A 24,065-nucleotide genomic window follows, 5' to 3' on the forward strand; every position below is an offset into this window, starting at 1 on the left:
CATGCCCTTGATGTGACACGAAAGGTGCCTCTTGAGGTGGGAGCGCTCCCAATCGGCTCTTTGGGGTGTTTATCCCTATAAAGCCAGTTTCAGTAGTCCAAACTGCACCATTGGTAACGGTTACGTTTCGCGGGATTGACGTGCTCACCCGCTGAGTGCACCCTTTGTGGGAGCGCTCCCAAAGACTCCCACCGCGGCGGAGCGCGTGCCGCGGTGCACTCCCCCAACATTCACCCGAGAAGGGGTCCACCATGATGATCAGCAAGCGTCGCGGCGGCATCGCCGCGGCTTCGGCCTTGGCCGCGGTGGCGCTGACCGTCGCGTCCTGTGGTTCCGGCGGCACTTCGGAGTCCAGCGCTCCAGCGTCATCGGCGGCGGCTGAGCCCGTCACGATCAGGGTCCAGACGTTCGGCGGCGGCGAGAACTTCGGCTACAAGAACGCCATCGCCAAGTGGAACGCCGAGCACAAGGACATCCAGATCAAGCACGAGAACCTCACCGACCAGTTCGAGCAGCAGTACTGGCCGCAGATGATCCAGTGGCTGACCTCTGGCTCCGGTGCGGGCGATGTGGTCGGCATCGATGAGGGCGGCATGGGCCTGGCCAAGGCGCGCTCCGAGTGGTGGGCCGACCTGAAGGAGTACGGCCTGGAGTCGCGCAAGGCCGACTTCCCCGCGTGGAAGTGGGAGAACGGTGTCGCAGCCGACGGCAAGCTGTTCGGCCTGGGCACCGACATCGGCGGCATGAGCATCTGCTACCGCAAGGACCTGTTCGAGAAGGCCGGCCTGCCGACGAACCGCGACGAGGTCAGCGCCCTGTGGCCGACCTGGGACGAGTTCATGACCGTCGGCAAGAAGTTCCAGGGCAAGGTCAAGGACACCAAGTGGGCTGACGGCACCAACACGCTGTACCAGGTCGTCCTCTACCAGGAGGCGGCCAAGAACGGCAACGTCAGCTACTTCGACACGAGCAACAACCTCATCGTCGACAAGAACCCGGCGGTGAAGACGGCCTTCGACTTCGCCCAGAAGATGACCCAGCAGGGCCTGACCGCCAAGCTGCGCAACTTCACCGACGAGTGGGCGACGGGCACCCAGAAGGGCTCGTTCGCCACGCTCGGCTGCCCGTCCTGGATGCTCGGCGTGGTCAGCGGCAACGCCGGCGACGACGCCAAGGGCCAGTGGGACGTGGCCTCGGTGCCCGGTGGCGGCGGCAACTGGGGCGGCTCCTGGCTGGCCGTGCCGAAGCAGAGCAAGCACCCCAAGGAAGCGGCCATGGTGGCCGACTACCTGACGCAGGCGCAGACGCAGGCGACCGTCTTCACCGACTTCGGCAACATGCCGAGCAACACGAAGGCGCAGCAGGACCCCGCCGTCCAGGGCGCGACGAACAAGTTCTTCAACGACGCCCCCATCGGTGAGATCTTCGCCAAGTCCGCGGCGAGCCTCCAGCCGGTCTTCCTCGGCGTGAAGCACGCCCAGGTCAAGAACGCCATCGAGTCGGTCATCCAGGGCATGGACGACGGCTCCGTCTCTCACGACAAGGCCTGGCAGCAGCTGGTCGACGACGCGGTGAAGGCCGCGGGCTGATCATCCCCGCCCGGCCCGCCAGTCGCGGGCCGGGCATGTTGCCGCCGAAAGGTCTGTTATGAGCCTCGACACCCTTCCGCGGGCGTCACGGAACACCCATCGCCGTGAACGCCCGCCCGGCCGCCGCTGGCGTTCCCGACTGGACGTCAAAGCGATGCCGTACGCCCTGGTGTCTCCCTACTTCATCCTGTTCGCCGCCTTCGGGCTCTTCCCGCTGGCCTTCACGCTCTACTACTCGCTCTACGACTACGACCTGACCGGGACCACGGAGTGGGCCGGGCTGGGCAACTACACCGCGCTCCTGGGTGACGACGACTTCTGGCGCGCCACGGTGAACACGGTGGCCATGTTCCTCATCGCCACCGTCCCCCAGATGTTCCTGGCCCTGTTCCTGGCCAACGCGCTGAACAAGCACATGAAGTTCCGCCTGCCGATCCGGATGAGCGTGCTGCTTCCGCTCGTCACCTCGGTGGTCGCGGTCGCGGTGGTGTTCACGCAGCTGTTCGCCCGCGACTGGGGCCTGGTCAACTACCTCCTCGGCCTGTTCGGCGTCGACAGCACGAACTGGCGGGCCGAGCGCGTCCCGTCGTGGATCGCGATCGCCACCATGGTCGACTGGCGCTGGACCGGCTACAACGCGATCATCTTCCTGGCCGGCATGCAGACGATCCCGCGCGACCTGTACGAGGCTGCCTCGATCGACGGCGCCTCGCGGCGCAGGCAGTTCTGGCAGATCACGCTGCCGATGCTGCGGCCGACCATGATCTTCGTGGTGCTCAACTCCACGATCGGCGGCCTGACGCTGTTCTCGGAGCCGATGACGTTCTACAACGGCAACCCCGACGGCGGCTCCCAGGGCCAGTTCCAGACGGTGGCCATGTTCGTCTACAAGGAGGCCTTCCGGGAGTTCGACTACGGCTACGCCTCCGCGGCCGCCTGGCTGCTGTTCCTGCTGATCCTCGTCGGAGCAGCGATCAACTTCCTGTTCGTGCGCAGGATCGGGGGCACGCGATGACCGTCTGGAAACCGACCGTCCTGACCAGGGTGCTGCTGGGGCTGGCCATCTTCGTCTCGGCGTTCCCGCTGTACTGGATGCTGGTCATCGCCTCGCGGACGAACGCGGACGCGGTGGCCTCGCCGCCGAAGTTCCTGCCCGGCGGGAACCTGGGCGACAACATCGTGCGGGTTCTCACCCATCCGGAGGCGCAGTTCCTGCTGGGCCTGACGAACTCGTTCATCGTGGCGAGCGTCGTCACCGTCTCCGTCATCCTCATCTCGACGCTGGCCGGCTTCGCCTTCGCGAACCTGAACTTCAGGGGCCGCAACGCGCTGCTGCTGCTCGTGCTGCTGACGATGGCGGTGCCGCTGCAGCAGATGGGCGTGGTGCCGCTCTACCGGCTCATGGTGAGCCTGGAGTGGACCAACACCCTCAAGGCGGTCATCCTGCCGTACCTGCTCAACGGGTTCGGCGTGTTCCTCATGACGCAGTACACCCGGCAGTCCGTGCCGATGGAACTGGTCGAGGCCGCCCGGGTGGACGGCGCCGCCACGCTGCGCATCTGGTGGAACGTCGTGCTGCCGGCCGTGCGGCCCGGCATGGCCGTGCTCGGCATCAACACGTTCATGCTCATGTGGAACGACTACATGTGGCCGCTGATCGTGCTCAACCAGGAAAACCCGACCGTTCAGATCGCGATCAACGGGCTCAACGCGAGGTTCTCCACGGAGTACTCGCTGATCTTCGCGGGCACGGCGCTGTCCATCATCCCGCTCGTGCTGGTTTTCGTCCTCTTCGGCCGTCAGATCGTCGGCGGACTCATGGAAGGTGCGGTCAAGGCGTGACGACTCAAGAAGAACAGACGCGTGCCGAGCTGCGCTTCCCCGCGGGTTTCGCGTGGGGGGCCGCGACGTCGGCGTACCAGATCGAGGGTGCCGTCGCCGAGGACGGGCGCGGCGTGTCGATCTGGGACACCTTCACCAAGACGCCGGGCCGGGTGCTCAACGGGCACAACGCGGACGTGGCCATCGACCACTACCACCGCTACCGGGATGACGTCGCCATCATGGCGGACCTGGGCCTGTCGGCCTACCGGTTCTCCGTCTCCTGGCCCCGCATCCAGCCGTCCGGTTCCGGCGCCGTCAACCACAAGGGCCTGGACTTCTACAAGCGGCTCTGCGACGAGCTGCGCCAGCACGCCATCGACCCGTGGCTGACCCTCTACCACTGGGACCTGCCCCAGGAGCTGGAGGACAAGGGCGGCTGGCCCAACCGTGACACGGCCTACCGCTTCGCGGAGTACGCGGCGGCCGTGCACGACGCGCTCAAGGACTACGTCCACACCTTCAGCACGGTCAACGAGCCATGGTGCGCCGCGTTCCTCGGCTACGCCTCGGGCGAGCACGCCCCGGGCAGGCGCGAGCCGGAGAACGCGATCAGGGGCGCGCACCACCTCAACCTGGCTCACGGGCTGGCTGTTCAGGCGATGGACGCGCGCAGGGTCGGCGGCTGCGTGAACCTGTACGCCATCACCCCGGAGACCGACAGCGAGCGCGACCTCGACGCGGCCCGCCGCATCGACGGCCTGCAGAACCGCTTCTTCCTGGACGCCCTGCTGCTGGGCCGCTACCCGGAGGACGTGCTGGCGGACCTGCCGTTCGACAAGGACTTCATCGAGCCCGGCGACATGAAGACCATCAACGCGCCCATCGACGTGCTGCTCGTCAACTACTACAGCCGCTTCACGGTCTCGGGAGCACCGGGAGGCGCGCAGTCGGCGGCGGCGGCCCCCACGGACTCGGGTTCCCCGTGGGTCGGCAGCGAGCACGTGTCGTTCGTCAACGGCGGCCGGCCGGTCACCGCGATGGGCTGGGAGATCGACGAGGGCGGCCTGGTGGAGATCCTCACCAGGGTGGCGCGGGACTACCCGCCGATCCCGATGGTCGTCTCGGAGAACGGCGCGGCCTTCGAGGACGTGCTGGACGACGGCCGCATCCACGACCGGGAGCGGCTGGCGTACGTGGAGGCCCACCTGGGCGCCTGCAAGCAGGCCATCGACGCGGGCGTGCCCCTGGAGGGGTATTTCGCCTGGTCGCTGATGGACAACTTCGAGTGGGCGTGGGGCTACGGCAAGCGGTTCGGCCTGGTCCGGGTGGACTTCGAGACGCAGGAACGGCTGGTCAAGGACAGCGCGCTCTGGTACGCGGAGATCATCCGGCAGAATAGGCGCCATGAACCGACCGACTCTTGAGGCAGTCGCGGCTCGGGCCGGGGTAGGCCGGGGCACGGTGTCTAGAGTCATCAATGGCTCGCCGAACGTCAGCGCGAAGGCCCGCGAGGCCGTCGAGCTGGCCATCCGCGAGCTGGGCTACGTGCCCAACCGTGCGGCGCGGGCACTGGTCACGCGCCGCACGGACACGGTGGCCCTGGTGGTGTCCGAGTCCCAGTTCCGGGTCTTCGACGAGCCGTACTTCGCGGGCACGATCCGCGGCATCGGCTCGGCGCTGGCCGAGACCGGGTTGCAGCTCATCCTGGCGATGGCGCGCACCCCGGAGGAGCACGCGCGGCTCGAGCACTACCTGACGGGCCAGCACGTCGACGGCGTGCTGCTGCTGTCGCTGCACGGCGCCGACCCGCTGCCGGGCAGGCTGGAGGCGATGGGCGTGCCGACCGTGCTGGGCGGCCGCCCCGTCGGCCTCGACCCCTACAGCTACGTGGACATGGACAACAGGGCGGGCGCCCGGCAGGCGGTCAAGCACCTGCTGGGCCTCGGCCGCAGGGCGATCGCCACGATCGCCGGGTCCCAGGACATGGGGGTGGGCGTCGACCGTCTTTCGGGCTACCGCGACGCGCTGCTGCCGTCGGGCCTGCCGGAGCTGGTCGCCTACGGCGACTTCTCCGAGCACAGCGGCGCGACGGCGATGCAGGAGCTGCTGCGCACGCACCCCGACCTCGACGCCGTGTTCGCCGCCTCCGACCCGATGGCCCTGGGCGCGATGCGCGTGCTCAAGGCCGAGGGCCGGTCCGTCCCCCGCGACGTGGCGGTGATCGGGTTCGACGACTCCAAGGCGGCGCTGCACGCCGATCCGCCGCTGACCACCGTGCACCAGCCGACCGAGGCCATGGGCCGGCAGATGGCACAGTTGCTGGTGGCCAGGATCAACGGCGAGGAGCTGCGCCAGCCTGTCGTGATCCTCGACACGCATCTGGTGCGCAGGGAATCCGCCTGAGAGGGGTGACGTGGACAGCAGGACGAAGCGCCGGTTATCCGACGCTGAGCTCGGCGCGCTGGTGCGCCGCGCGGTGGGCGCGGACGTCACGGCCGCGACCGAGCTGACCGACGGCTACGCCAACGCCGTCTGGCGGCTGAAGCTGGACGACGGGCGCGAGGCGGTGCTCAAGCTGTCTCCCCCGCCCGAGCTGGAGCAGCTCAGCTACGAGCGCAACCTGCTGCGCATGGAGGCCGCCGCGATCGGCCTGGCCGGCGCGGCGGGCGTGCCCGTGGCGGGGCTGCTGCGGGCGGGCTACGACGACCCGGTGCTCGGCGGCGACTACCTGCTGCTGGCCGCGCTCGACGGCGTGTCGTGGAACGACGTCAAGCCCGACAACCATGCGGAGCTGCGCAGGGAGCTGGGCGGGCATCTGGCCAGGTTCAACGCGGTGACGGGCGAGGTATTCGGCTACCCGCACGCCGGGATCACGGGTGCCACGTGGCGCGAGGCGTTCCTGGCCATGACGGCGGCGCTGCTCGGCGACACCGAGCGGTACCCGACGCCGCTGCCGCTGCCCGCCGGGGAGGTCATGGCGGTGTTCGAGGCCGCGGCGCCGGCGCTGGACGAGGTGACCACGCCGCGGCTGGTGCACTTCGACGTGTGGGCGGGCAACGTCTTCCTCGACCTGAGCGGGACACCCAGGATCCAGGCGATCATCGACCACGAGCGGGCCTTCTGGGGCGACCCGCTGGCCGAGTTCGTCACGCCGACGATCTTCGGTGAGCTGGCGGAGGACGACCCGCTGCTGGCGGGCTACCGCGAGGTGACCCCGCTGGAGCTGACCCCGGCGGCGCACACCAGGCTCGACCTCTACCGCGCCTACCTGTACCTGATCCTGCTGATCGAGAACGGACCCCGGCAGTACCCGGCGGACGAGTACGCCAGGGTCCGCGATCTCGCGACGGCCTCACTGAGCGGCGTGCTGGACCGCCTCGCACGCGCGTCCTGACGGTGTCAGCGGCCGGTGTGCTGGACCGCCTCGTACGCGCGGTCTGACGGCCGTCCGCCGGTCAGGCCGCCGCACCGGCTGCCGCCCTTGACCGTGTTCGGCACGCCGAGGTCGGCGGGCGTGTTCCCGGGGCAGGCGAGCGCGCCCCTGATCGTGCTGCCCGACAGGATCGGCGCCGTGTTGCCGCTGAGCAGCGCGGCGCCGCGCAGGTCGGCGCCCACGATCGTGGCGTTGGCCGCGCCGCTGACGGCGAGCGCGCCGTCCACGCGGGCGCCGAGGAGGTGCACCTCGGCGGCCCTGGCGGCGCTGAGCGCGCCGGTGATCCGGCCGCCCGTGACGACCAGCGACGCGCCGGGCCTGACCGTGACGGCCCCCGTGACCTGGGCACCGTCGAGGCAGGTGACGCCGCCGGTTACGGTGAGCGGGCCGCGGTGGGCGCCCGTGACGGTCCTGGTGCAGGCGGGTGGCGGGGCGATGGTGGTGACGGTGAAGCTCTTCGCCCTGCCGTAGTTGCCCGCGGCGTCGATCGAGCGGTACTCGACGACGTGCCTGCCGCGCGGCAGCTTGCCGTACACGAGGGAGTCGATCACCGTGCCCTGCTCGGAGAACGTCCAGGGCAGCTCCGACGAGGTGGGCCAGCCGAAGTAGTTGAACCAGCCGTCGCCGTCCACCCGCGACTCCGAGACCACGTAGCCGTCGCGGTCGTCGGTGCCGGTGAGCCGCATGGTGAAGGGGCCGTTGTAGACGTAGGTGTCGCCGGACCGGGCCAGCGGCCGCGACAGCTCGTACGCCGTGCGCGGCCCGGTGGCGTCGATCGTCCAGGTGAGGGTCCTGCCGCCGAGGGTCGCGGTGAGCGTGCCCGGCTTCGCGTCCAGCTTCCCCAGGTCCAGGTCGGTCCCCTGGTAGGTGCGGCCGTTCAGGGTCCAGGTGACCTCGGGGACGGCGGCCGCGGGGTGGGTGGTCTCGACGTACACGACGTCCTCGCGGCCGAGCGGCCGGTCGGTGGGGGTGGAGGAGACGAACGCGGGCTCCAGGCCGTCCGGCGAGGTGGTGATCGCCGTGTCCACGGTCCAGGTGCGGGTCCTGGTCATGGCGGTCCTGATGGCCGGGTCCCGGACGAACTCGGTCGGGTCCGAGACGGTCGCGGTGACGGTGTGCGTGCCCGGGGCGAGGCCGAGGGTGCGCAGGTCGAGGGAGTCGCGGTCGCCGGGCAGGTCCTTGCCGTCCACGGCCCAGGTGGTCACCAGGGAGTGGCTGACGGGGCGCATCGGCTCGACCCAGAGCACGCGGTCGGCGCCGACCGGCGCGCCGGCGGGCGTGGCGTCCTGGATGAGCATGGTCTTGGCGGTGATGCGCTGCGTCATGACCTCGCGGCTGACCTGGTCGAAGTAGTAGCCGAGGGTCTTCATCATGGAGTGGGCGCTGGGCCGCCACACGCCGGCCGTGTAGTACAGGCCGCCCTCGTAGCGGCCGATCGGTCCGCCGGACTCGCTGGGCTCGCCCAGCCAGCGCCACCACTTCCTGCGCTGGTCGAGCATCTCCTGCTCGGTCAGCAGCGTGTGGTGGGCGCTGGACGGCTCTGGGCCGGTGTACGCGCCGCCGGGCACGCCACGCTGGTAGTAGTCGTACTCGTCCTGCAGGCCGCCCAGGGAGTGGCCCAGCTCGTGCGGGCTGATCAGGGCGGACATGCTGTTGCTGCCGGAGGCGGTGGCGTACGAGCCGCCGGCGCCGCCGTACGTGCCGCTGTTGCCCAGGGCGAGGATCTGCCGGTTGCCGGAGGTGGTGCCGGTGACCAGGTCGGCGTAGCGGGTGGCGGCGGCGTTGTCCATGGTGATCAGGCGCTGGACGCTGGCGGGGTTGCAGCGGCCCCAGAAGCCCATGCTGAGCGGCGTCGAACGGCGCGGCGCGTCGAGCCCGGGGTCGCAGCTGATGCCCGACTCCCCGGAGACGATGTCGACGCGGTAGACGTTGAGGTAGTTCCGGTAGGACTTGAACGGCTCGATCGACCACATCACGTTCAGGTGCCGGTCGGCGTCGGCACGGAATTTCGCCTGCTCGGCCTCGGTGTAGCCGTCACCGAGGATGATCAGGTTGAATCTCTTGGCCGGGGCGCCCGTCACCTGAACGGGCACGACCGTGGCCGAGCCGGGTTCGGCGGCGGAGGCGGGTGCCGCTGGGGACACGCATAACAGGGCGGCGGCCAGTGTCAGGGCGGCGAAGATACGCATGATCGAAACTATCGGGCCGCCGGGGCCGCTCGTCCATCCCCGTTCGATCACGCCTCGGGCAGCTCGGCCAGCATGATGGGCTGCGTGGTGGGCCGCTCGGAGCCGCCGGCGGGCTCGACCGTGAGCGCGACACGCCCGTCGCGGTCCAGCGGGGTCAGCATCATGAGGTGGCTCACGCCGTCCTGCCGCCGGTCGAGCAGGCCGGCCGGGCGCGGCCCGTCCGGGCCCATGAGCCACAGCTCGTACCCCTTGGTGTCGGGCAGGTCGGCCAGGCCCGACGAGGTGAACACCATGCGGCCCAGGTCGCGCGAGATCACGACGGTGGCGGTGCCGCCGGTGGTGACGGGCCGGCGCATGGTCCTGGCGTCGGGCGCGGCCAGCACCGCGGCCATCTCCTCGTTCCTGGTGCTCAGCTCGCCCAGGTCGCGGCGGGCGTCGAAGGCGACCACGCCGGACACGACGGCCGCCGCGGCGCAGACCGCGGCCAGCACCGCCGCCACCCTGGAACGCCGGCGCCGCATCGGCACCACCTGCCCGCCGCCGGCCGTCTCGGGGATCGCCGTTTCCCTCCGGTAGGGCCGCTCCCTCGGCGGCAACCCGAGCGTGGGAGCGTCGGGGGGCCCTGCAACGGGAGGCACAGCAGCGGGCGGGCGCGCCGGAGGGGGTCTCCAGACGGTCGGGCTGTCGTCGCGCACCTGCCCGCGCGGGTCCGCCAAGCCCCGTGACCGGGAGGCGGCGTCGAGCAGGCGCCGCCGCAGCCCGGCGGGCGGCCGCTCGGCCACCGTCTCCGCCAGCCTCGCGGCCGTCTCCCGCAGGTGCCGCACCTCGTCCGCGCACGTGCCGCACGCATGCAGGTGCTTGTCGAACAGCACCCACTCGGCGTACGGCAGTGCGTGCACGGCGTAGGCGCCAGAGAGGGTGTGGAGGTCGTCCTTCATGTCCACTCCCTGTGTGTGAGAGGCGGCTCACTGCATGTACTTCGGTGGCTCGGGCACGCCGGATGGCCGTGGGCCTTGCTCATTTCGGAAGAGATGACACAATCTCATTAGGTGATGAATTATGGGATGCGTGATAGCGGGCGGCGGGCCCGCCGGAGCGATGCTCGCCCTGCTGCTGGCCAGGTCGGGCGTCGAGGTGACGCTGCTGGAGAAGCACGGTGACTTCCTGCGGGACTTCCGGGGTGACACGATCCACCCCTCGACGCTGCAGGTGCTCGACGAGCTGGGGCTGGCGCGGGAGTTCCTGGAGCTGCCGCACCGCAAGGCGTACGACCTCACCATGGTCACCGACCGGGGCGACGTGCGGATCGCGACCCTGCGCCGGCTGCCCGGCCGCTACCGGTACATCGCGTTCGTGCCGCAGTGGGACTTCCTCGATCTCATCACGTCGGCCGCGGGGCGATACCCCGGGTTCCGGCTGCTGATGAACGCCGAGGCGTACGACCTGATCCGCGAGGGCGGGGCCGTGCGCGGCCTGCGCTACCGGGACGCCTCCGGCGAGCACGAGATCAGGGCCGGCCTGACGGTCGCCGCCGACGGGCGGCACTCGGTGCTGCGCGAGCGGGCCGGCCTCGTGCCGGAGGACGTGGGCGCGCCGATGGACGTGGTGTGGTTCAGGCTCCCCCGCGAGCCGGGCGACCGTGACGACACGTTCCTGCGGATCTCGCCGGGGCACATGATGGTCGCCATCAACCGGGAGACCTACTGGCAGCTCGCCTACCTCATCCTCAAGGGCGGCTACGACGAGATGGCCGGGCAGGGCATCGACGCGCTGCGCCGCCCGGTGGCCCGGCTGCTGCCGTGGCTGGCGGGCCGGCTCGGGCAGCTCGAATCGTACGACGACGTCAGCGTGCTCACGGTCGCGATCGACCGGCTGCGCCGCTGGTACCGGCCCGGCTTCCTGTGCATCGGGGACGCCGCGCACGCCATGTCACCGGTCTTCGGCGTGGGCATCAACCTGGCCGTGCAGGACGCCGTGGCCACCGCGAACCTGCTGGCAGGACCGCTCAGGTCGGGCGCGCCGATCCCCGAGACGGCGCTGCGCCGGCTGCAGCGCAGGCGCATGCCGCCGACCGTGGTCACGCAGGCCGCCCAGCGGCTGGTGCAGAACCGGTTGATCAGCCCAGCGCTGACGCGGCGGCTCGACCCGTCGAGGTTGCCGCGCGACCTGACGAGGATCCCGGTGCTCAACCGGGTGGCGCCGCGTTTCATCGGCCACGGCGTACGCCCCGAGCACGTGACCGTAAAGGAACCTTGACTCCCCCTGGATTCGTCTGCGTATAACCGCATTCTCACAACGTGGACAAGGGGGTCGGTGGTGCCGAGCCAGTGGAATACCCTCGTATCTCGTGAGCAGCAATCTAGTGGATCTCGATTCCTGGCGAGCCCTCCCCGCGGCGCAGCAGCCCGACTGGCCGGACCGCGGCGAGCTCGACAAGGTTGTCGCCGAGCTCGGCGGCCTGCCCCCCCTGGTCTTCGCAGGCGAGTGCGACCAGCTCAAGGAGCAGATGGCCGCGGTCGCCCGCGGCGAGGCGTTCGTCCTGCAGGGCGGTGACTGCGCCGAGACCTTCGCCGGCGCGACGGCCGACAACGTGCGTCAAAAGTTGAAGACGTTGCTCCAGATGGCCATCGTGCTGACGTACGCGGGCCGGGTGCCGGTGGTGAAGATCGGCCGGGTGGCCGGGCAGTTCGCCAAGCCGCGCTCCAAGGGCACCGAGACGCGGGGCGGCGTCGAGCTGCCCGCCTATCGGGGTGACATGGTCAACGGCTTCGACTTCACCGAAGAGGCGCGCACGCCCGACCCGTGGCGGCTGCTCAAGGCGTACCACTCCTCCGCCGTGACGCTCAACCTGGCGCGTGCCTTCACCAAGGGCGGCTACGCCGACCTGCGGCAGGTGCACGCGTGGAACCAGGACTTCGTGGCCGAGTCGCCCGCCGGGCGCCGCTACGAGCAGCTGGCCAGGGAGATCGACCAGGCGTTGGCGTTCATGCGGGCGTGCGGGGCCGACCCCGAGGAGTTCCACACGGTCGAGTTCTACTCCTCGCACGAGGCGCTCATCCTCGACTACGACCGGGCGCTCACGCGCATCGACTCGCGTACGGGGCTGCCGTACGACGTGTCGGCGCACATGGTCTGGATCGGCGAGCGCACCCGCCAGCTCGACGGCGCGCACGTCGACTTCTTCTCGAAGATCCGCAACCCGATCGGCGTCAAGCTCGGCCCGACGACCTCGCCCGACGAGGCGCTGGCGCTGATCGACAAGCTCAACCCGGCCAACGAGGCGGGGCGGCTCACGTTCATCACCCGCATGGGCGCCTCCAAGATCCGCGAGCACCTGCCCGCGCTGGTCAAGGAGGTCACGGCGACCGGGGCCAAGGTGGCCTGGATCTGCGACCCGATGCACGGCAACACGTTCGAGGCGCCGAGCGGGCACAAGACGCGCCGGCTCGACGACGTGCTCGACGAGGTGGCCGGCTTCTTCGAGGTGCACCGGTCGCTGGGCACGCACCCGGGCGGCATCCACATCGAGTTCACCGGCGACGACGTGACGGAGTGCGTGGGCGGCGGGTTCGAGATCGGCGAGACCGACCTGGCCACGCGCTACGAGACGGCCTGCGACCCCCGCCTCAACCGCGGCCAGTCGCTCGACCTGGCCTTCCGGGTGGCGGAGCTCTACCGCGGCTGACCACGCGGGGCCGATGCTGATCGCGTCCGACGCGGGCCGGGGGAACTCCGGCCCGCGTCGGTGTCATTACAGCCCGTTCGAGTGATTTACCTCTCATTTCGCAGGTGAACCGAATTCCCGGTATTCGCGCTAGTTGCACAGCTATGATCACCCCGAAAAGAGCCCATTTTTCGGGAGAAGATGTGGATAGTGCTCCGGAGGGGGTCGACCCCAACGTCCCCAACGTCGCGCGTATGTACGACTACTACCTCGACGGTAAGGACAACTTCGCCGCGGACCGGGCGGCGGCGGAGCAGATCCTCAAGAACTTCCCGGACACCAAGGTAGGCGCCCGCGCCAACCGTGCCTTCCTGCGCCGCGCCGTGGGGTACGTCGTGGACCAGGGCGTGCGCCAGATCGTCGACCTCGGCGCCGGCCTGCCGACCCAGGGCAACACGCACGAGATCGCCCCCGAGGCCCGCGTCGTCTACGTCGACTACGACTCCGTGGTGTGCGTGCACGGCAGGGCACTGCTGGCCAGGAAGGACAACGTCGACTTCCTGCAGGCCGACGTGCGCGAGCCGGACGTGCTGCTCGACAAGCTGAGCGGCCTGGTGGACTTCGAGCAGCCGGTGGCGTTCCTGGCGCTGGCGATCCTGCACTTCATCCCCGACAAGGTCGCCTACGACGTGGTGGCCAAGCTGCGCAAGGCGAGCGCGCCCGGCAGTCACCTGGTGATCAGCCACGCCGTGGACCCCACGCCCGACGTCACCCCGCAGGCCCTGGAGATCTACAAGAAGGCCACGGCCTCGCTGAACCTGCGCACCCGCGAGGAGATCCTGCGCTTCTTCGAGGGGTACGAGCTGGCCGAGCCGGGGCTGACGTTCCCGAACGGCTGGCGTCCCGACGACCCGTCCGCGCCGGGCAACGGCATCAACTTCGGCTACGTCGGCGTCGGCCGCAAGCCCGCCCGCTGAGGGACGCCGGGGAACCGCTGAGGGACGCCGGGGAACCGCTGAGGGACGCCGGGGAACGCCGGAGAAACGCGAAAGCCCCGCCGCGAGGGCGGGGCTTGCTCGCATGACGGTCAGTTCTGCTGGGCCTTCTTCAGCTCCTCGCTGAGCTCGGCCCTGATGGCGTCCATGTCGAGCGCCCGGACCTGACTGATCAGGTCCTCGAGCGCGGGCGCCGGGATGGCGCCGGCCTGGGCGAAGACCACGATGCCGTCGCGGATGGCCATCAACGTGGGGATCGAGGTGATGTCGAACCCCTGCGCCAGCCCCTGCTCGGCATCCGTGTCGATCTTGCCGAAGGTGATGTCGTCGTGCTTGTCCGACGCCTGCTCGAAGATCGGCCCGAACTTCTTGCACGGCGGGCACCACTCGGCCCAGAAGTCGAGCAGCACGATCCCCTTGTCGGCGATGTCGTTGAAGTTCTTCTCGGTTACTTCGATGGTCGCCACAAGTGGCTCCTCGCTCGTGTCAGTAGTAGTGCATCCGTCTCAACCACGTACCCACCACCAGCATTCCATGCTCCGGCGCACGGTGTGGCCAGGTACGGGAGACAAGCGGACGGCCCAATTCAGACCGCATATTTCCGCACAAACGTGGGGAGACAAAAAAATCAGCGAACCTTGACCCCGGCCGCGACGGGTATCACCCATGCATGGACTGGGTCACCTGCGCGTATTCGGCTGCTTGCACCGGAGTCGCTAGCCGGCCGTCCGGCTTGTGCATGGCTCACCTCGATCCCGAACAACTCGGCGCGGCCCTGAGCGCGCTCTCCCCCGGCCGCCTGGTCGATCTGCGGGGCACCACCGTCACCAGCGACCTGCTGTCCAGGGTTCTCGACGCGACCGGCCGCAGGCCCGGCCGCACCCGGCTCGACCGGGCCAGGTTCACCGGCGACGTCAGGCTGTCAGGGGTGACGTTCGCCGGGGACGTCTCGCTCGACGGCGCCCGCTTCGACCGGCTGGCCTCGTTCTTCGGCGCCCGCTTCGAGGGGAACGTGTCGCTGGCGGGCGTGCGGTTCGCCAGGGAGCTGTCCTTCCACGGGGTCACCGCGCGCGGGCACGTCTCGCTCGACCGGGCCGTGATGTCGCGGGACGCGCTGTTCAGCCAGGCCGTGTTCGGCCACGGGCTGTCGTGCGAGCGGGCCAGGTTCGACGGGTACGCCACCTTCGACGGCGCCCGGCTCGGCGACGGGGCCGCGTTCAGGGGGGCGCGCTTCGGCCGTACGCTGTCGTTCCGCAAGGTCAGCGGGCACGCCGGGTTCGAGACGGCGCACTTCGCCGCGGACGCCTACCTGTCGGCCACCGGCCGGCTCTCGGTGGCCAGGGCGCGCGCCGACGGGCTGCTCGACGTGGCGGTCGCGCGGTGCGGCGTGGATCTGCGGCACGTGGAGGTGACGGGCCCCACGACCGTGCGGCTGACGGACTCGCAGGCCGACCTGGAGGGCGCGGTGCTGCGCGGCCCCGCCACCGTCATGGGGCGGGGCATGTCCATGCTGACGTCGCTGCGGCAGGTCGAGGCGACCAGCCTGGAGTTGCTGGGGCTGGACCTGTCGGCGTGCCGGTTCGCGGGGCTGGCCCATCCTTCCGGGGTGCGGGTGAAGGAGTGCACGTTCGCGCTCACGCCCCGCGGGGTGCGGGTGAGCATGCGGTGGCCGATGTTGCGGTGGTTCTCGCGGCGGCGGGCGCTGGCCGACGAGCGCACCGTGCACAGCCGTTCCGGCACCGACGATCCGGGCGATCCGGGCGCCTCGCCCGACCGGCTGGCGGCGCTCTACGCCGGGCTGCGGCCCGCCGACAGCGCCACCTCGGCCGACTTCGCCTTCGCCGCCATGGAGATGCGCCGGCAGGCCGGTCACGGGTGGTGGCTGTCGGTGTCGTGGCTGCTGTGCGGGTACGGGATGCGCATGGGCCGGGCGGCGGTCTGGATCGCGCTGGTGATGGCCCTGATGGCGGCGGCCGTCGCGTGGAGCTCCGCCTCCCACGCCGGCCACCGCCCCGGGCCCGTCGGCCCGGCCCTGCACCCCTGAGCCGGGCCGGCCCCGCACCGCCGGTCTGACCGGCGCTGGGCGCTGATCCGGCGGTCAGAGCTCGGCGGCGATCTTCTCGATGGTGCCGAACATGCGGGGCCAGCCACCGCCCATGATCCGCCGCGAGAGCTGCTGCAGCTCGTCGCCCGGGTCGAAGCCCTCGTGGTCGAGGAAGAGCCGCGTGCCCTTCCCCTCGGGCTCCAGCCGCCAGGTGACCGTCCAGTCGGCCCGCTTGTTGTCGCTCCAGCTGATCTGCAGCAGCTTCTCCGGCTCGATCCGCAGCACCTCGCAGTGGACGACCCCGTCGAAGCCGACCTGCTTCTTGGGCTGGGTGGTGAGCGTGAACCGGTGCCCCACCTCCGGCTTGAAGTCGCCCGGCATGAGCCAGCGGGCGACGAGCTCGGGCTCGGTGAGCGCCCGCCACACCTTCGCGGGCGGATGCGCGATGAACTGGTCGAGCCTGATCGCGCGCAGGTCCTCAGCGGTCTTGTCGTGAGCCATCGTCGTCTTCTTCCATTTCGTCGAGAAGGGTGGTCAGGGCGGTGAGGCGCTCGCGCCAGAACCGCTCGTACGGGGTGAGCCAGTCGCGGATCTCCATGAGCGGCTCCGCCTCCAGCCGGTAGTGGCGCTCCCTGCCCTTGCGGGTCTCGGCCACGAGCCCCGCGTCCCTGAGCACCTTGAGGTGTTCCGAGACGCTGGGCCTGCTCATGTCGAACCGCTCGGCCAGCCGCCCGGCGGGCTGGGCGCCCTCGTCGAGCAGGAGGCGCAGCAGCTCGCGCCGGGCCGGGCTGGCCAGCGCGGTGAAGACGTGATCGGCGGTCATGTCTGGCTGACCACGAATCCGTTGCCGAACGGGTCGTGGAACAGCAGCTGGCGGCCCCACGCCTCCTCGCTCGGGCCCTGGAAGGCGATCCCGTGCTCCTGGAGCCGGGCGGCCAGCGCGTCGAGGTCGGGCGCGCCCACGACGAGGCCGCCGATCGGCGCCATGCCGGGGAACCAGGAGGCCAGCAGCAGCGTGGTCCCGGCGCCCTTGGGCGCGACGGTGAGCCAGCGGCCCATCGGGAACGGGTTGTCGGTGCGCACCTCGAAGCCGAGCACGCGCGTGTAGAAGTCGAGCGCGCGCTCCTGGTCGGCGACAGGCACGGTGACCGTGAGGATGGAGGAGATTGGCATGCCAGCCACTATATGTAGGAATTTTCCTACATGACAACCCGGAGCAATCTCAGGGTGCTCCCCGATGGACCCCCTAGATCGCCCTCCGTAGACTTGAGCCATGCTCATCGACGACTACGTGGCCGAGCTCGACGGCGTCCTGAGCGGCCCGAACGGCCCCAAGCGCGACCTTGTCGTCGAGGCACGCGACAGCCTGGTCGACACCGCCGACGCGCTCGAGGCCGACGGGCTGGCGCGGGCGGAGGCCGAGCGGCAGGCGGTGGCGGAGTTCGGCGAGATCCACGAGGTCGCGCCCGGCTACCAGGCCGAGCTGACCGCTGTCGCGGGACGGCGGCTGGGGGTGCTGCTGTTCATCAGCGTGCCGATCACCGTGGCCATGTGGTCGGCCCTGTGGCGGATCTACCCCGCCGGCGACGACGCCTGGCTCAACCAGCCGTGGTGGTACTCCCCCGCCTCCCGGCTGCTCGACCTCATCCAGCTCGGCACCGGCCTGTACGGCGGGCTCGTGCTGTTCGCGCTGAGCCGGGGAGCGCGCTGGATCCGCCGCCCGCGCCTGGCGACCAGGTCGCTGGGCGTGCTCGTCTTCGCCGCCCTGCCGATCACGGGCGGGCTGGGGATGCTCATGACCTTCGGCATGGAGTCGCCGAACACCCTGCACGGCCTGCCCGCCGTACTGGCCAACCTGGTGACGTGGGCCATGTCGGGCCTCCAGATCTACGGCGCCACGCGTTGCGTGCGCATGACGCGGACCTCCGTCTCCGGCACCACCCGCTGAGCCCCCTCCCGGGGCCGGTGCGGCTCACCGCACGGCGCTCGCCTCCGACCGCAGGACGCTGCCGATCACGCTGGTGAACTCCTGCCAGGCCGACCGCTCCCCCTGGAGCTGCTTCCTGCCCGACTCGGTCAGCCGGTACGTGCGCCGCTTGCGCCCGCCCACCGTCGCCCACTCGCTCGACAGGTAGCCGATGCGCTCCAGCCTGCGCAGCGCCGGGTAGACGGTGCCCGTGGGCACGTTGAGCGCGCCACCGCTGCGCTCCTGCAGCGCCTCGATGATGGCGTAGCCGTGCAGCGGCTCGCGCTCCAGCACTGAGAGCAACAGCGCGTCCATGTGACCGCGCAGCGCATCCGGGTTCATGTCTCTGATCCTAAACATCGTTCCGCTAAGTAGCCAGTCTACATGTAGGCTGTCTATATGTAGGTAGGCACAACAACGGAGCGGTCATGGACGTACTGGATCTGGCGCGAACACAGTTCGCGGTGACGGGGAGCCTGCACTTCCTGTTCGTGGTGCTCACGCTGGGACTGGCACCACTGGTGGCGATCATGCACACCCGATGGGCGTTGTCGGGCAAGCCGCTGCACGAGGGCATGACGCGGTTCTGGGGGCAGATCTACGTCATCAACTACGCGCTCGGCATCGTGACCGGGCTGGTGATGGAGTTCCAGTTCGGCCTGGCGTGGAGCGGGCTGTCGCACTACGCGGGCGACGTGTTCGGCGCGCCGCTGGCCATGGAGACGCTGGTGGCCTTCTTCCTGGAGTCCACGTTCCTCGGCCTGTGGATCTTCGGCTGGCACCGGCTGCCCAGGTGGGCGCACCTGGCGTGCATCTGGCTCGTGACGCTGACGGCGTACGCGAGCGCGTTCTTCATCATGGTGGCCAACTCCTTCCTGCAGAACCCGGCCGGCGCCGTCGTCAGCGGCGACCGGATGGAGCTGACCGACTTCGGCGCGCTGCTCACCAACCAGTCCCTCGTCTTCTCCTTCCCGCACGTGATCGGGGCCGGGCTGTTCACCGGGGGCATGGTGCTGGTGGGCGCGAGCGCGTACCGGCTGCGGCGCAGGGCCCAGGAGGTCGAGTTCTTCAGCCGGTCGCTGCGGATGGGCGTGGTCACGGCGGTCATCGGGATCCTGCTGACCCTGGGCTTCGGATACGCCCAGTTCGCCGGCGTCCCCGACGGCAAGTTCGGCGACCACAACACCGCAGCGGCCGTCCCGCTCGGACTCATGATCGAGTTCGGGCAGCTCCTGGGGCTCTTCGTGCTGTTCGTGATGCTGCCGATGATCGGGATCCTGCCGCGGGCGCGGTGGACGCATCCGATCCTGATCGCGATGACGCCGCTGCCGTTCGTCCTGTCCATCCTCGGCTGGATGGCCAGGGAGATCGGCCGCCAGCCCTGGATGATCTGGGAGCGGCTCACCGTGGCCGACGCCATGTCGCCCGGCCTGACCTCGGGGATGGTGACGACCTCGCTCATCGGGTTCACCGCCGTGCTCGGGCTGCTGGCGGTCGTCGACTACGTCCTCATCGCCCGGGTGATCAGGCGCGGCCCGCACGCCCTCGACCTCGGCGCCACCACCCGCGAAGAGCCGCGCACCCCCGCGCTGAGCCACTGAGGAGCGTCTGGACATGGAAGTGATCTGGTTCGCCGTCTTCACGGTGCTGCTGGCCGGATATTTCGCGCTCGAAGGCTTCGACCTGGGGGTCGGCCTGCTGCTGCCGGTGCTCGGCAGGACGCGCGACAACCGGGACCGGATGGTGGCCGCCATGGCCCCGTACGTGCTGGCCAACGAGGTGTGGCTGGTGGCCGTCGCCGGGACCATGTTCGGCGTCTACCCGATGCTCGAAGGCGAGGTGCTGTTCGGGCTCTACCCGCTGGTCGTGGCCATGCTGCTGTGCTGGGTGCTGCGCGACGCCGGGCTGTGGTTCCGCCGCAGGCTGGACGGCTCCGCGTGGCGGGGGTTCTGGGACGCGGCGATCGCGTTCGGCTCCCTGGGGCTGTCGGTCGGCTGGGGCATGGCCCTGTACGCCGCCGCCACCGGCTTCGAGGCCTCGCCCGTGCACCCGCTCGGGCTCATGCTGGGCGTGGTGGTGACGCTGCTGTTCGCCTTCCACGGGTGGACGTTCCTCGGCTGGCGGACGCCGGGCGTGTTCGGGGCCACCAGGTCGGGGCGGGTGCTGCTGGTGTCGGGGCTCGTCGCCGCGCTGCCCGCGCTGGGGGTGCTGGGGGGCGCGATGCCGTACCTGCTGGACCACAGCGCGCCCGCGGCCACGCTGAATGTGCTCAGTGTCATGGTCCTGCCCGTCGCACCCATCATGCTCGGGGCGCAAGTATGGGTGTGGCGCACCTTCCGGCCAGGCAAGGACGCCTTCCGGCTCCCGTCGTTCTTCTGAGGGAACGTGCACAAGGATCTTCTCGCTCTCATGCGGGCCGAGCGCTCGGTCCGCCGCCACCTGGGCGTCACCATGGCCGCCGCCGTGCTGGCGGGGCTGCTCGTGCTGGTGCAGGCCGAGCTGCTGGCCGGGGTGCTGTCAGGGCGGTTCGCCCCCTCGGTCACCGTGGGTGTGCTGGCGGCGCTGGCGGCGGTGGTGGGCGTGCGGGCGCTGCTGGCCTGGACGCAGGGCGTCTTCGCCGGGCGCACCGCCACCGGCGTGAAGTCCGCGCTGCGGCACCGGCTCCTGGAGCGGCTGCGCGAGCTCGGCCCCGCCCGGCTCGCCGCGCACCGCTCCGGCGAGCTCGTCACGCTGGCGGGGCGCGGCCTCGACGGGCTCGACAACTACCTGACCGGCTACCTGCCCGCGATCGCGGTGGCCGCCGTGGTGCCCGTGGCCGTCCTCGTCCGGCTGTTCGCCGCCGACCTGGCCAGCGCGGTGATCGTCCTGGTCACGCTGCCGCTCATCCCCGTCTTCGGGGCGCTGGTCGGGATGACCACGAAGGCGGTCACCGAGCGGCAGTTCGTGGCGCTGTCGCGGCTCGGCGGGCACTTCCTCGACGTGGTGCGCGGCCTGCCCACCCTGCGTGCCTTCGGCCGGGCCCGCTACCAGGCCACCGTCATCCAGCAGATCGCCGACGCGCACCGCAGCGCCACCATGCGGACGTTGCGGGTGGCGTTCCTGTCGTCGCTGGTGCTGGAGCTGTGCGCGTCGCTGTCGCTGGCGCTGGTCGCGGTGCCGGTCGGGCTGCGGCTGCTCGGGGGGTCGCTGGATCTGACGACGGCGCTGCTGGTGCTGCTGCTGGCCCCGGAGGCGTACCTGCCGCTGCGGGCCATGGGGACGCGCTTCCACGCCTCCATGGAGGGGGTGGCCGCCGCCGACGCGGCCTTCGCCGTACTGGATCGGTCGGGGGACGACGCCAGGCCGGAGACGTCCGGCGAGCGCCGGGAGACCGGGCGCGGTGAGCGTCACGAGGCGCCTGGGGAGGCCGGTCCGCGACGGGAGGCGCCGGAGGCGGCCGGCGAGCGGCGCGGGGCGGGGCACGGGGCGCCGGAGATCCGGCTGGAGAACGTCACCGTGCGCTATCCCGGCCGTGACGGCGCCGCGCTGGAGAACGTCTCGCTCACCATCGGCCCGCGCGAACGGGTCGCCCTGGTCGGCGAGAGCGGCGGCGGCAAGAGCACGCTGCTCCACCTCATCCTCGGCTTCGTCCAGCCGTCCGAGGGCCGGGTCCTCGTGGACGGCACGGACCTGCGCGACCTCGACCTGGCGGGCTGGCGGGCGCGGCTGGCGTACGTGGCGCAGCGGCCGCACCTGTTCGCCACGTCGGTGGCCGGCAACATCCGCCTCGGAGCGCCCTCCGCCTCGCCGGACGACGTGCGCAGGGCCGCGGCGGCGGCGCACGCGGACTTCGTGGCGTCCCTGCCGCAGGGGTTCGACACGGTGGTGGGCGAGCGCGGCGCCAACCTCTCGGCGGGGCAGCGCCAGCGGATCGCCCTGGCCCGGGCCTTCTGCCGCCCGGACGCGTCGGTGCTGCTCCTGGACGAGCCCACGGCCCGCCTGGACGGGCGCAGCGAGGCGGCGGTGGTCTCGGCCACCGCGGACCTGTCACGCGACCGCACGGCCGTCATCGTCGCCCACCGCCCGGCCATGATCGAACTCGCCGACCGCGTCATCCGCGTCCACGACGGCCGCATCATCTCCGACACCACGCGCCGCCCCTCCCCCACGGCGCCTTCCGACCCCACGCTGCCGCCCTCCGCCGACGCGACGGACGCGGGCACGCCCGGCCCGGCCGCAGCCCTCAACGGGAGCGACCACACCGGCACCAGCGCGCCACCTGACGAGAGCGGCCACACCGGCCTCGACAGCACCGCACCCGGTGGAAACGACCACACCGGACGCGACAGCACCACACCCCGCCGAAACGACCACACCGGACGTCACAGCACCACACCCGGAGAGAACGACCACACCGGCGGCGACAGCACTGAACTCGATCAGAGCCGCCACGCCGACGACGACGGCGGTGCGGCGCGCGGCCGGGTGGACGCTGCCGCGGTGGTGCGGCGTGAGGGGAGTGCGCGATGAACCGGCGGATGGGGACGCGGCTGGTGTGGGCCGTGCTGGCGGGGTCGGCGGCCGACCTGGCCGGGCTGGGGCTCATCGCCGCCGCCGCGTGGCTCATCACCAGGGCCGCCGAGCAGCCGCCCCTGGCCGCGCTGAGCGTGGCGATCGTGGCCACCAGGGCGTTCGCCACCGGTAAGGGCGTCTTCCGCTACGCCGAGCGCCTCACCGGCCACGACGTGGCCCTGCGCGCCCAGGCCGGCACCCGGGAGCGGCTCTACGAGGCGCTCATCCCGCCCCAGCGCCCCCGCCACGGCGGCGCCGACCTGCTGAGCCGGATGGTGGACGACACCGAGGCCGTGCAGGACCTGCTCGTCCGCTGCCTCCTGCCCGCCGCCGCGGCGGCGATGGCGGGGCTGGCGACGGTCGTCGTCGGGCTGACGATCCTGCCGGTGGCGGCGCTGGTGCTGGTGGCCGGGCTGGTGGTGGCCGGGGTGGCGCTGCCCGCGGGCACCGCCGCGGCGGCGCGCCGCTGGTCGGCCAGGATCGCCCCCGCGCGGGCGGCGCTGGCGAGCCGGGTGGCCGATCTGGTGCACGGCTCCGCGGACCTGGCCGCGTACGGCGCCGATGACGAGGCGCTGGCCAAGGCGCTGGCGGCCGACGAGTCACTGGCCGCGCTGGAGCGCCGCCAGGCCCGCGTGCACGCCGCCGCCCTGGCAGGGGGCACGCTGGTGCAGGGGCTGACGGTTGCGGGCGTCGTCCTGCTCGCTCAGGGCGCCGGAGCGGGCTCGGTGGGCACGGCGGTGCTGGCGCTGACGTCCCTGGTCGCCTTCGAGCCGGTGCTGCCGCTGGCCGCGGCGGGTGAGCGGATGGCGGGCATCACCGCCGCCCTGCGGCGGCTGCGTGAGGTACGCTCGGCGGCCCCGGCGACCACGGAGCCCGCCGCGCCCGCGCCCCGGCCCGAGGCGCCGCTGACCATCGAGATCGACGACCTCGTGGTCCGCCACGCGGCGCCGGACCTGACCGAGGTCCCGCCGCACCCGGAGCCCAGCGGCCGACCGGCCCTGGCCCGGCCCGAGTTGCCCACGCCGGACGGGGCCGGGCGACCCGCGCTGGACGGGGTGTCGTTGCGGCTGACGCCCGGCAAGCGGGTCGCGATCGTCGGCCCCAGCGGGGCGGGCAAGAGCACGTTGCTGGCCGCGCTGATGCGCCTGGTCGAGCCCGAGTCCGGCAGCATCACCGTCAACGGCGTCGGCCTCGGTGACCTGGCGGGCGACGACGTGCGGGCCCTGATGACGGGCCTGACCCAGGACCCGTACATCTTCCGCGCCACCCTCCGCGACAACCTGCGCCTGGCAGGCCCCGAGGCGGACGACGAGGCGCTGCGGCGCGCCGTGCGGGACGCCCGGCTCGACGGGTGGGTGGAGCGCACCGGCTGGGACGCCGAGCTGGGCGAGGACGGCAGGACCGTGTCCGGCGGCCAGTTGCAGCGGCTGGCCCTGGCCAGGGCGCTGCTGTACGACCCGCCGGTGCTGCTGCTGGACGAACCGGCCGAGGCGCTGGACGAGGAGACGGCCGACCGGCTGATGGCCGACCTGCTGGACGTGACCCGCGACCGCACGACACTGCTGGTGACCCACCGGCTCAAAGGGCTGGAGTCGGTCGACGAGATCGTCGTGCTGGAGGAGGGCCGGGTCGTGCAGCGGGGGCGTCACGACGAGCTGGTCTCCGTGCCCGGCTACTACCGCGACCTGTGGGAGTCCGAGGTCCTGACGAGGCGATGACCGGCCGGCGCCCGGCTGCGGGCCGGTCGTCACCTCGCGCCGGCCGGTAAGCCTCCGCATACCTTCCGACGGCTTGAGTTGGCGACGCAATC

Annotated in this window: 22 protein-coding genes; 15 read left to right on the forward strand and 7 right to left on the reverse strand. The window is 71.2% G+C overall.

Going from position 1 to position 24,065, the window contains the following annotated elements; all coding sequences use genetic code 11:
* Positions 1 to 251: 251 nt before the first annotated feature.
* Genes ACBJ32_RS09710 through ACBJ32_RS09735 form a run of 6 tightly spaced genes read left to right on the forward strand, consistent with a single transcriptional unit; the run spans position 252 to position 6,807 of the window.
* Positions 252 to 1,589: an extracellular solute-binding protein gene (locus tag ACBJ32_RS09710; protein WP_357866577.1), complete on the forward strand. Its 1,338-nt coding sequence runs from the start codon at positions 252 to 254 to the stop codon at positions 1,587 to 1,589.
* A gap of 58 nt (positions 1,590 to 1,647) precedes the next feature.
* Positions 1,648 to 2,604 carry a carbohydrate ABC transporter permease gene (locus tag ACBJ32_RS09715; protein ID WP_375126438.1) on the forward strand — a complete coding sequence of 319 codons (957 nt, stop codon included), beginning with the start codon at positions 1,648 to 1,650 and terminating at the stop codon, positions 2,602 to 2,604.
* On the forward strand, positions 2,601 to 3,431 hold the full coding sequence (locus ACBJ32_RS09720; protein WP_375126439.1) for a carbohydrate ABC transporter permease: 831 nt from the start codon (positions 2,601 to 2,603) through the stop codon (positions 3,429 to 3,431). The genes ACBJ32_RS09715 and ACBJ32_RS09720 overlap by 4 nt, the downstream gene beginning before the upstream one ends.
* Positions 3,428 to 4,837, forward strand: coding sequence for a GH1 family beta-glucosidase (locus ACBJ32_RS09725; RefSeq protein ID WP_375126440.1), 1,410 nt, complete (start codon positions 3,428 to 3,430; stop codon positions 4,835 to 4,837). The genes ACBJ32_RS09720 and ACBJ32_RS09725 overlap by 4 nt, the downstream gene beginning before the upstream one ends.
* The gene (locus tag ACBJ32_RS09730) at positions 4,818 to 5,816 is read left to right on the forward strand and encodes a LacI family DNA-binding transcriptional regulator (RefSeq protein WP_357866570.1); all 999 of its coding nucleotides are present in this window, start codon (positions 4,818 to 4,820) and stop codon (positions 5,814 to 5,816) included. The genes ACBJ32_RS09725 and ACBJ32_RS09730 overlap by 20 nt, the downstream gene beginning before the upstream one ends.
* A gap of 10 nt (positions 5,817 to 5,826) precedes the next feature.
* The gene (locus ACBJ32_RS09735; RefSeq protein ID WP_375126441.1) at positions 5,827 to 6,807 is read left to right on the forward strand and encodes a phosphotransferase family protein; all 981 of its coding nucleotides are present in this window, start codon (positions 5,827 to 5,829) and stop codon (positions 6,805 to 6,807) included.
* A 5-nt stretch (positions 6,808 to 6,812) separates the two neighbouring features.
* Here the strand turns inward: ACBJ32_RS09735 and ACBJ32_RS09740 are convergent, their stop codons facing one another.
* Together ACBJ32_RS09740 and ACBJ32_RS09745 are read right to left on the reverse strand one after the other, a co-directional pair.
* The gene (locus ACBJ32_RS09740; RefSeq protein WP_375126442.1) at positions 6,813 to 9,035 is read right to left on the reverse strand and encodes a M64 family metallopeptidase; all 2,223 of its coding nucleotides are present in this window, start codon (positions 9,033 to 9,035) and stop codon (positions 6,813 to 6,815) included.
* Between the two features lie 47 nt (positions 9,036 to 9,082).
* Entirely contained in the window at positions 9,083 to 9,973 is an 891-nt protein-coding gene (locus ACBJ32_RS09745) for an anti-sigma factor domain-containing protein (RefSeq protein WP_375126443.1), read from the reverse strand.
* Between the two features lie 121 nt (positions 9,974 to 10,094).
* Between ACBJ32_RS09745 and ACBJ32_RS09750 the strand changes: the two genes are divergently transcribed.
* The 3 genes from ACBJ32_RS09750 to ACBJ32_RS09760 all read left to right on the forward strand — a co-directional run bounded on the left by ACBJ32_RS09750 (position 10,095) and on the right by ACBJ32_RS09760 (position 13,676).
* On the forward strand, positions 10,095 to 11,291 hold the full coding sequence (locus ACBJ32_RS09750; RefSeq protein ID WP_375126444.1) for an FAD-dependent oxidoreductase: 1,197 nt from the start codon (positions 10,095 to 10,097) through the stop codon (positions 11,289 to 11,291).
* Positions 11,292 to 11,382: 91 nt separating this feature from the next.
* Positions 11,383 to 12,720, forward strand: a complete 1,338-nt coding sequence (locus tag ACBJ32_RS09755) for a class II 3-deoxy-7-phosphoheptulonate synthase (protein ID WP_357866558.1) — start codon at positions 11,383 to 11,385, stop codon at positions 12,718 to 12,720.
* 182 nt (positions 12,721 to 12,902) lie between these two features.
* A complete protein-coding gene (locus ACBJ32_RS09760; protein WP_375126445.1) occupies positions 12,903 to 13,676 on the forward strand; it encodes an SAM-dependent methyltransferase in 774 nt (257 codons plus the stop codon).
* Positions 13,677 to 13,786: 110 nt separating this feature from the next.
* Here ACBJ32_RS09760 and ACBJ32_RS09765 read toward each other — a convergent pair whose 3' ends face one another.
* Entirely contained in the window at positions 13,787 to 14,161 is a 375-nt protein-coding gene (locus ACBJ32_RS09765) for a co-chaperone YbbN (RefSeq protein ID WP_253746356.1), read from the reverse strand.
* Positions 14,162 to 14,433: 272 nt separating this feature from the next.
* Between ACBJ32_RS09765 and ACBJ32_RS09770 the strand changes: the two genes are divergently transcribed.
* Positions 14,434 to 15,738: a pentapeptide repeat-containing protein gene (locus ACBJ32_RS09770; RefSeq protein WP_375126446.1), complete on the forward strand. Its 1,305-nt coding sequence runs from the start codon at positions 14,434 to 14,436 to the stop codon at positions 15,736 to 15,738.
* Between the two features lie 54 nt (positions 15,739 to 15,792).
* On the opposite strand, the gene ACBJ32_RS09775 is transcribed toward ACBJ32_RS09770, so the two are convergent.
* The 3 genes from ACBJ32_RS09775 to ACBJ32_RS09785 are packed head-to-tail and all read right to left on the reverse strand — an operon-like array spanning position 15,793 to position 16,911.
* Positions 15,793 to 16,239: an SRPBCC domain-containing protein gene (locus ACBJ32_RS09775; RefSeq protein ID WP_375126447.1), complete on the reverse strand. Its 447-nt coding sequence runs from the start codon at positions 16,237 to 16,239 to the stop codon at positions 15,793 to 15,795.
* Positions 16,217 to 16,561: a metalloregulator ArsR/SmtB family transcription factor gene (locus tag ACBJ32_RS09780; protein WP_357866548.1), complete on the reverse strand. Its 345-nt coding sequence runs from the start codon at positions 16,559 to 16,561 to the stop codon at positions 16,217 to 16,219. The genes ACBJ32_RS09775 and ACBJ32_RS09780 overlap by 23 nt, the downstream gene beginning before the upstream one ends.
* Entirely contained in the window at positions 16,558 to 16,911 is a 354-nt protein-coding gene (locus ACBJ32_RS09785; protein WP_375126448.1) for a VOC family protein, read from the reverse strand. Before ACBJ32_RS09785 ends, ACBJ32_RS09780 begins: the two co-directional genes overlap by 4 nt.
* Positions 16,912 to 17,011: 100 nt before the next feature.
* Here ACBJ32_RS09785 and ACBJ32_RS09790 point away from each other — a divergent pair, with 100 nt between their 5' ends.
* Entirely contained in the window at positions 17,012 to 17,686 is a 675-nt protein-coding gene (locus tag ACBJ32_RS09790; protein ID WP_375126449.1) for a permease prefix domain 1-containing protein, read from the forward strand.
* A gap of 24 nt (positions 17,687 to 17,710) precedes the next feature.
* On the opposite strand, the gene ACBJ32_RS09795 is transcribed toward ACBJ32_RS09790, so the two are convergent.
* Positions 17,711 to 18,046 (reverse strand): PadR family transcriptional regulator, encoded by a 336-nt coding sequence (locus ACBJ32_RS09795; RefSeq protein WP_357866539.1) that lies wholly within the window; start codon positions 18,044 to 18,046, stop codon positions 17,711 to 17,713.
* 86 nt (positions 18,047 to 18,132) lie between these two features.
* Here ACBJ32_RS09795 and ACBJ32_RS09800 point away from each other — a divergent pair, with 86 nt between their 5' ends.
* The 4 genes from ACBJ32_RS09800 to cydC are packed head-to-tail and all read left to right on the forward strand — an operon-like array spanning position 18,133 to position 23,973.
* Entirely contained in the window at positions 18,133 to 19,305 is a 1,173-nt protein-coding gene (locus tag ACBJ32_RS09800; RefSeq protein WP_375126450.1) for a cytochrome ubiquinol oxidase subunit I, read from the forward strand.
* A gap of 13 nt (positions 19,306 to 19,318) precedes the next feature.
* Positions 19,319 to 20,083, forward strand: coding sequence for a cytochrome d ubiquinol oxidase subunit II (locus ACBJ32_RS09805; RefSeq protein ID WP_375126451.1), 765 nt, complete (start codon positions 19,319 to 19,321; stop codon positions 20,081 to 20,083).
* 6 nt (positions 20,084 to 20,089) lie between these two features.
* Positions 20,090 to 22,213 (forward strand): thiol reductant ABC exporter subunit CydD, encoded by a 2,124-nt coding sequence (cydD, locus tag ACBJ32_RS09810; protein WP_375126452.1) that lies wholly within the window; start codon positions 20,090 to 20,092, stop codon positions 22,211 to 22,213.
* On the forward strand, positions 22,210 to 23,973 hold the full coding sequence (gene cydC / locus ACBJ32_RS09815) for a thiol reductant ABC exporter subunit CydC (protein ID WP_375126453.1): 1,764 nt from the start codon (positions 22,210 to 22,212) through the stop codon (positions 23,971 to 23,973). Before cydD ends, cydC begins: the two co-directional genes overlap by 4 nt.
* Positions 23,974 to 24,065 lie beyond the last annotated feature (92 nt).

The organism is Nonomuraea sp. GTA35, assembly GCF_041950525.1.
GTDB lineage: Bacteria > Actinomycetota > Actinomycetes > Streptosporangiales > Streptosporangiaceae > Nonomuraea.

Bases quoted from the DNA above. Each gene is read 5' to 3' on its own strand.
- ACBJ32_RS09710 (WP_357866577.1), top strand. From the start codon at position 252: ATGATGATCAGCAAGCGTCGCGGCGGCATCGCCGCGGCTTCGGCCTTG.
- ACBJ32_RS09715 (WP_375126438.1), top strand. From the start codon at position 1,648: ATGAGCCTCGACACCCTTCCGCGGGCGTCACGGAACACCCATCGCCGT.
- ACBJ32_RS09720 (WP_375126439.1), top strand. From the start codon at position 2,601: ATGACCGTCTGGAAACCGACCGTCCTGACCAGGGTGCTGCTGGGGCTG.
- ACBJ32_RS09730 (WP_357866570.1), top strand. From the start codon at position 4,818: ATGAACCGACCGACTCTTGAGGCAGTCGCGGCTCGGGCCGGGGTAGGC.
- ACBJ32_RS09740 (WP_375126442.1), bottom strand. From the start codon at position 9,035: ATGCGTATCTTCGCCGCCCTGACACTGGCCGCCGCCCTGTTATGCGTG.
- ACBJ32_RS09745 (WP_375126443.1), bottom strand. From the start codon at position 9,973: ATGAAGGACGACCTCCACACCCTCTCTGGCGCCTACGCCGTGCACGCA.
- ACBJ32_RS09750 (WP_375126444.1), top strand. From the start codon at position 10,095: ATGGGATGCGTGATAGCGGGCGGCGGGCCCGCCGGAGCGATGCTCGCC.
- ACBJ32_RS09770 (WP_375126446.1), top strand. From the start codon at position 14,434: ATGGCTCACCTCGATCCCGAACAACTCGGCGCGGCCCTGAGCGCGCTC.
- ACBJ32_RS09775 (WP_375126447.1), bottom strand. From the start codon at position 16,239: ATGGCTCACGACAAGACCGCTGAGGACCTGCGCGCGATCAGGCTCGAC.
- ACBJ32_RS09780 (WP_357866548.1), bottom strand. From the start codon at position 16,561: ATGACCGCCGATCACGTCTTCACCGCGCTGGCCAGCCCGGCCCGGCGC.
- ACBJ32_RS09785 (WP_375126448.1), bottom strand. From the start codon at position 16,911: ATGCCAATCTCCTCCATCCTCACGGTCACCGTGCCTGTCGCCGACCAG.
- ACBJ32_RS09790 (WP_375126449.1), top strand. From the start codon at position 17,012: ATGCTCATCGACGACTACGTGGCCGAGCTCGACGGCGTCCTGAGCGGC.
- ACBJ32_RS09795 (WP_357866539.1), bottom strand. From the start codon at position 18,046: ATGAACCCGGATGCGCTGCGCGGTCACATGGACGCGCTGTTGCTCTCA.
- ACBJ32_RS09800 (WP_375126450.1), top strand. From the start codon at position 18,133: ATGGACGTACTGGATCTGGCGCGAACACAGTTCGCGGTGACGGGGAGC.
- ACBJ32_RS09805 (WP_375126451.1), top strand. From the start codon at position 19,319: ATGGAAGTGATCTGGTTCGCCGTCTTCACGGTGCTGCTGGCCGGATAT.
- cydC (WP_375126453.1), top strand. From the start codon at position 22,210: ATGAACCGGCGGATGGGGACGCGGCTGGTGTGGGCCGTGCTGGCGGGG.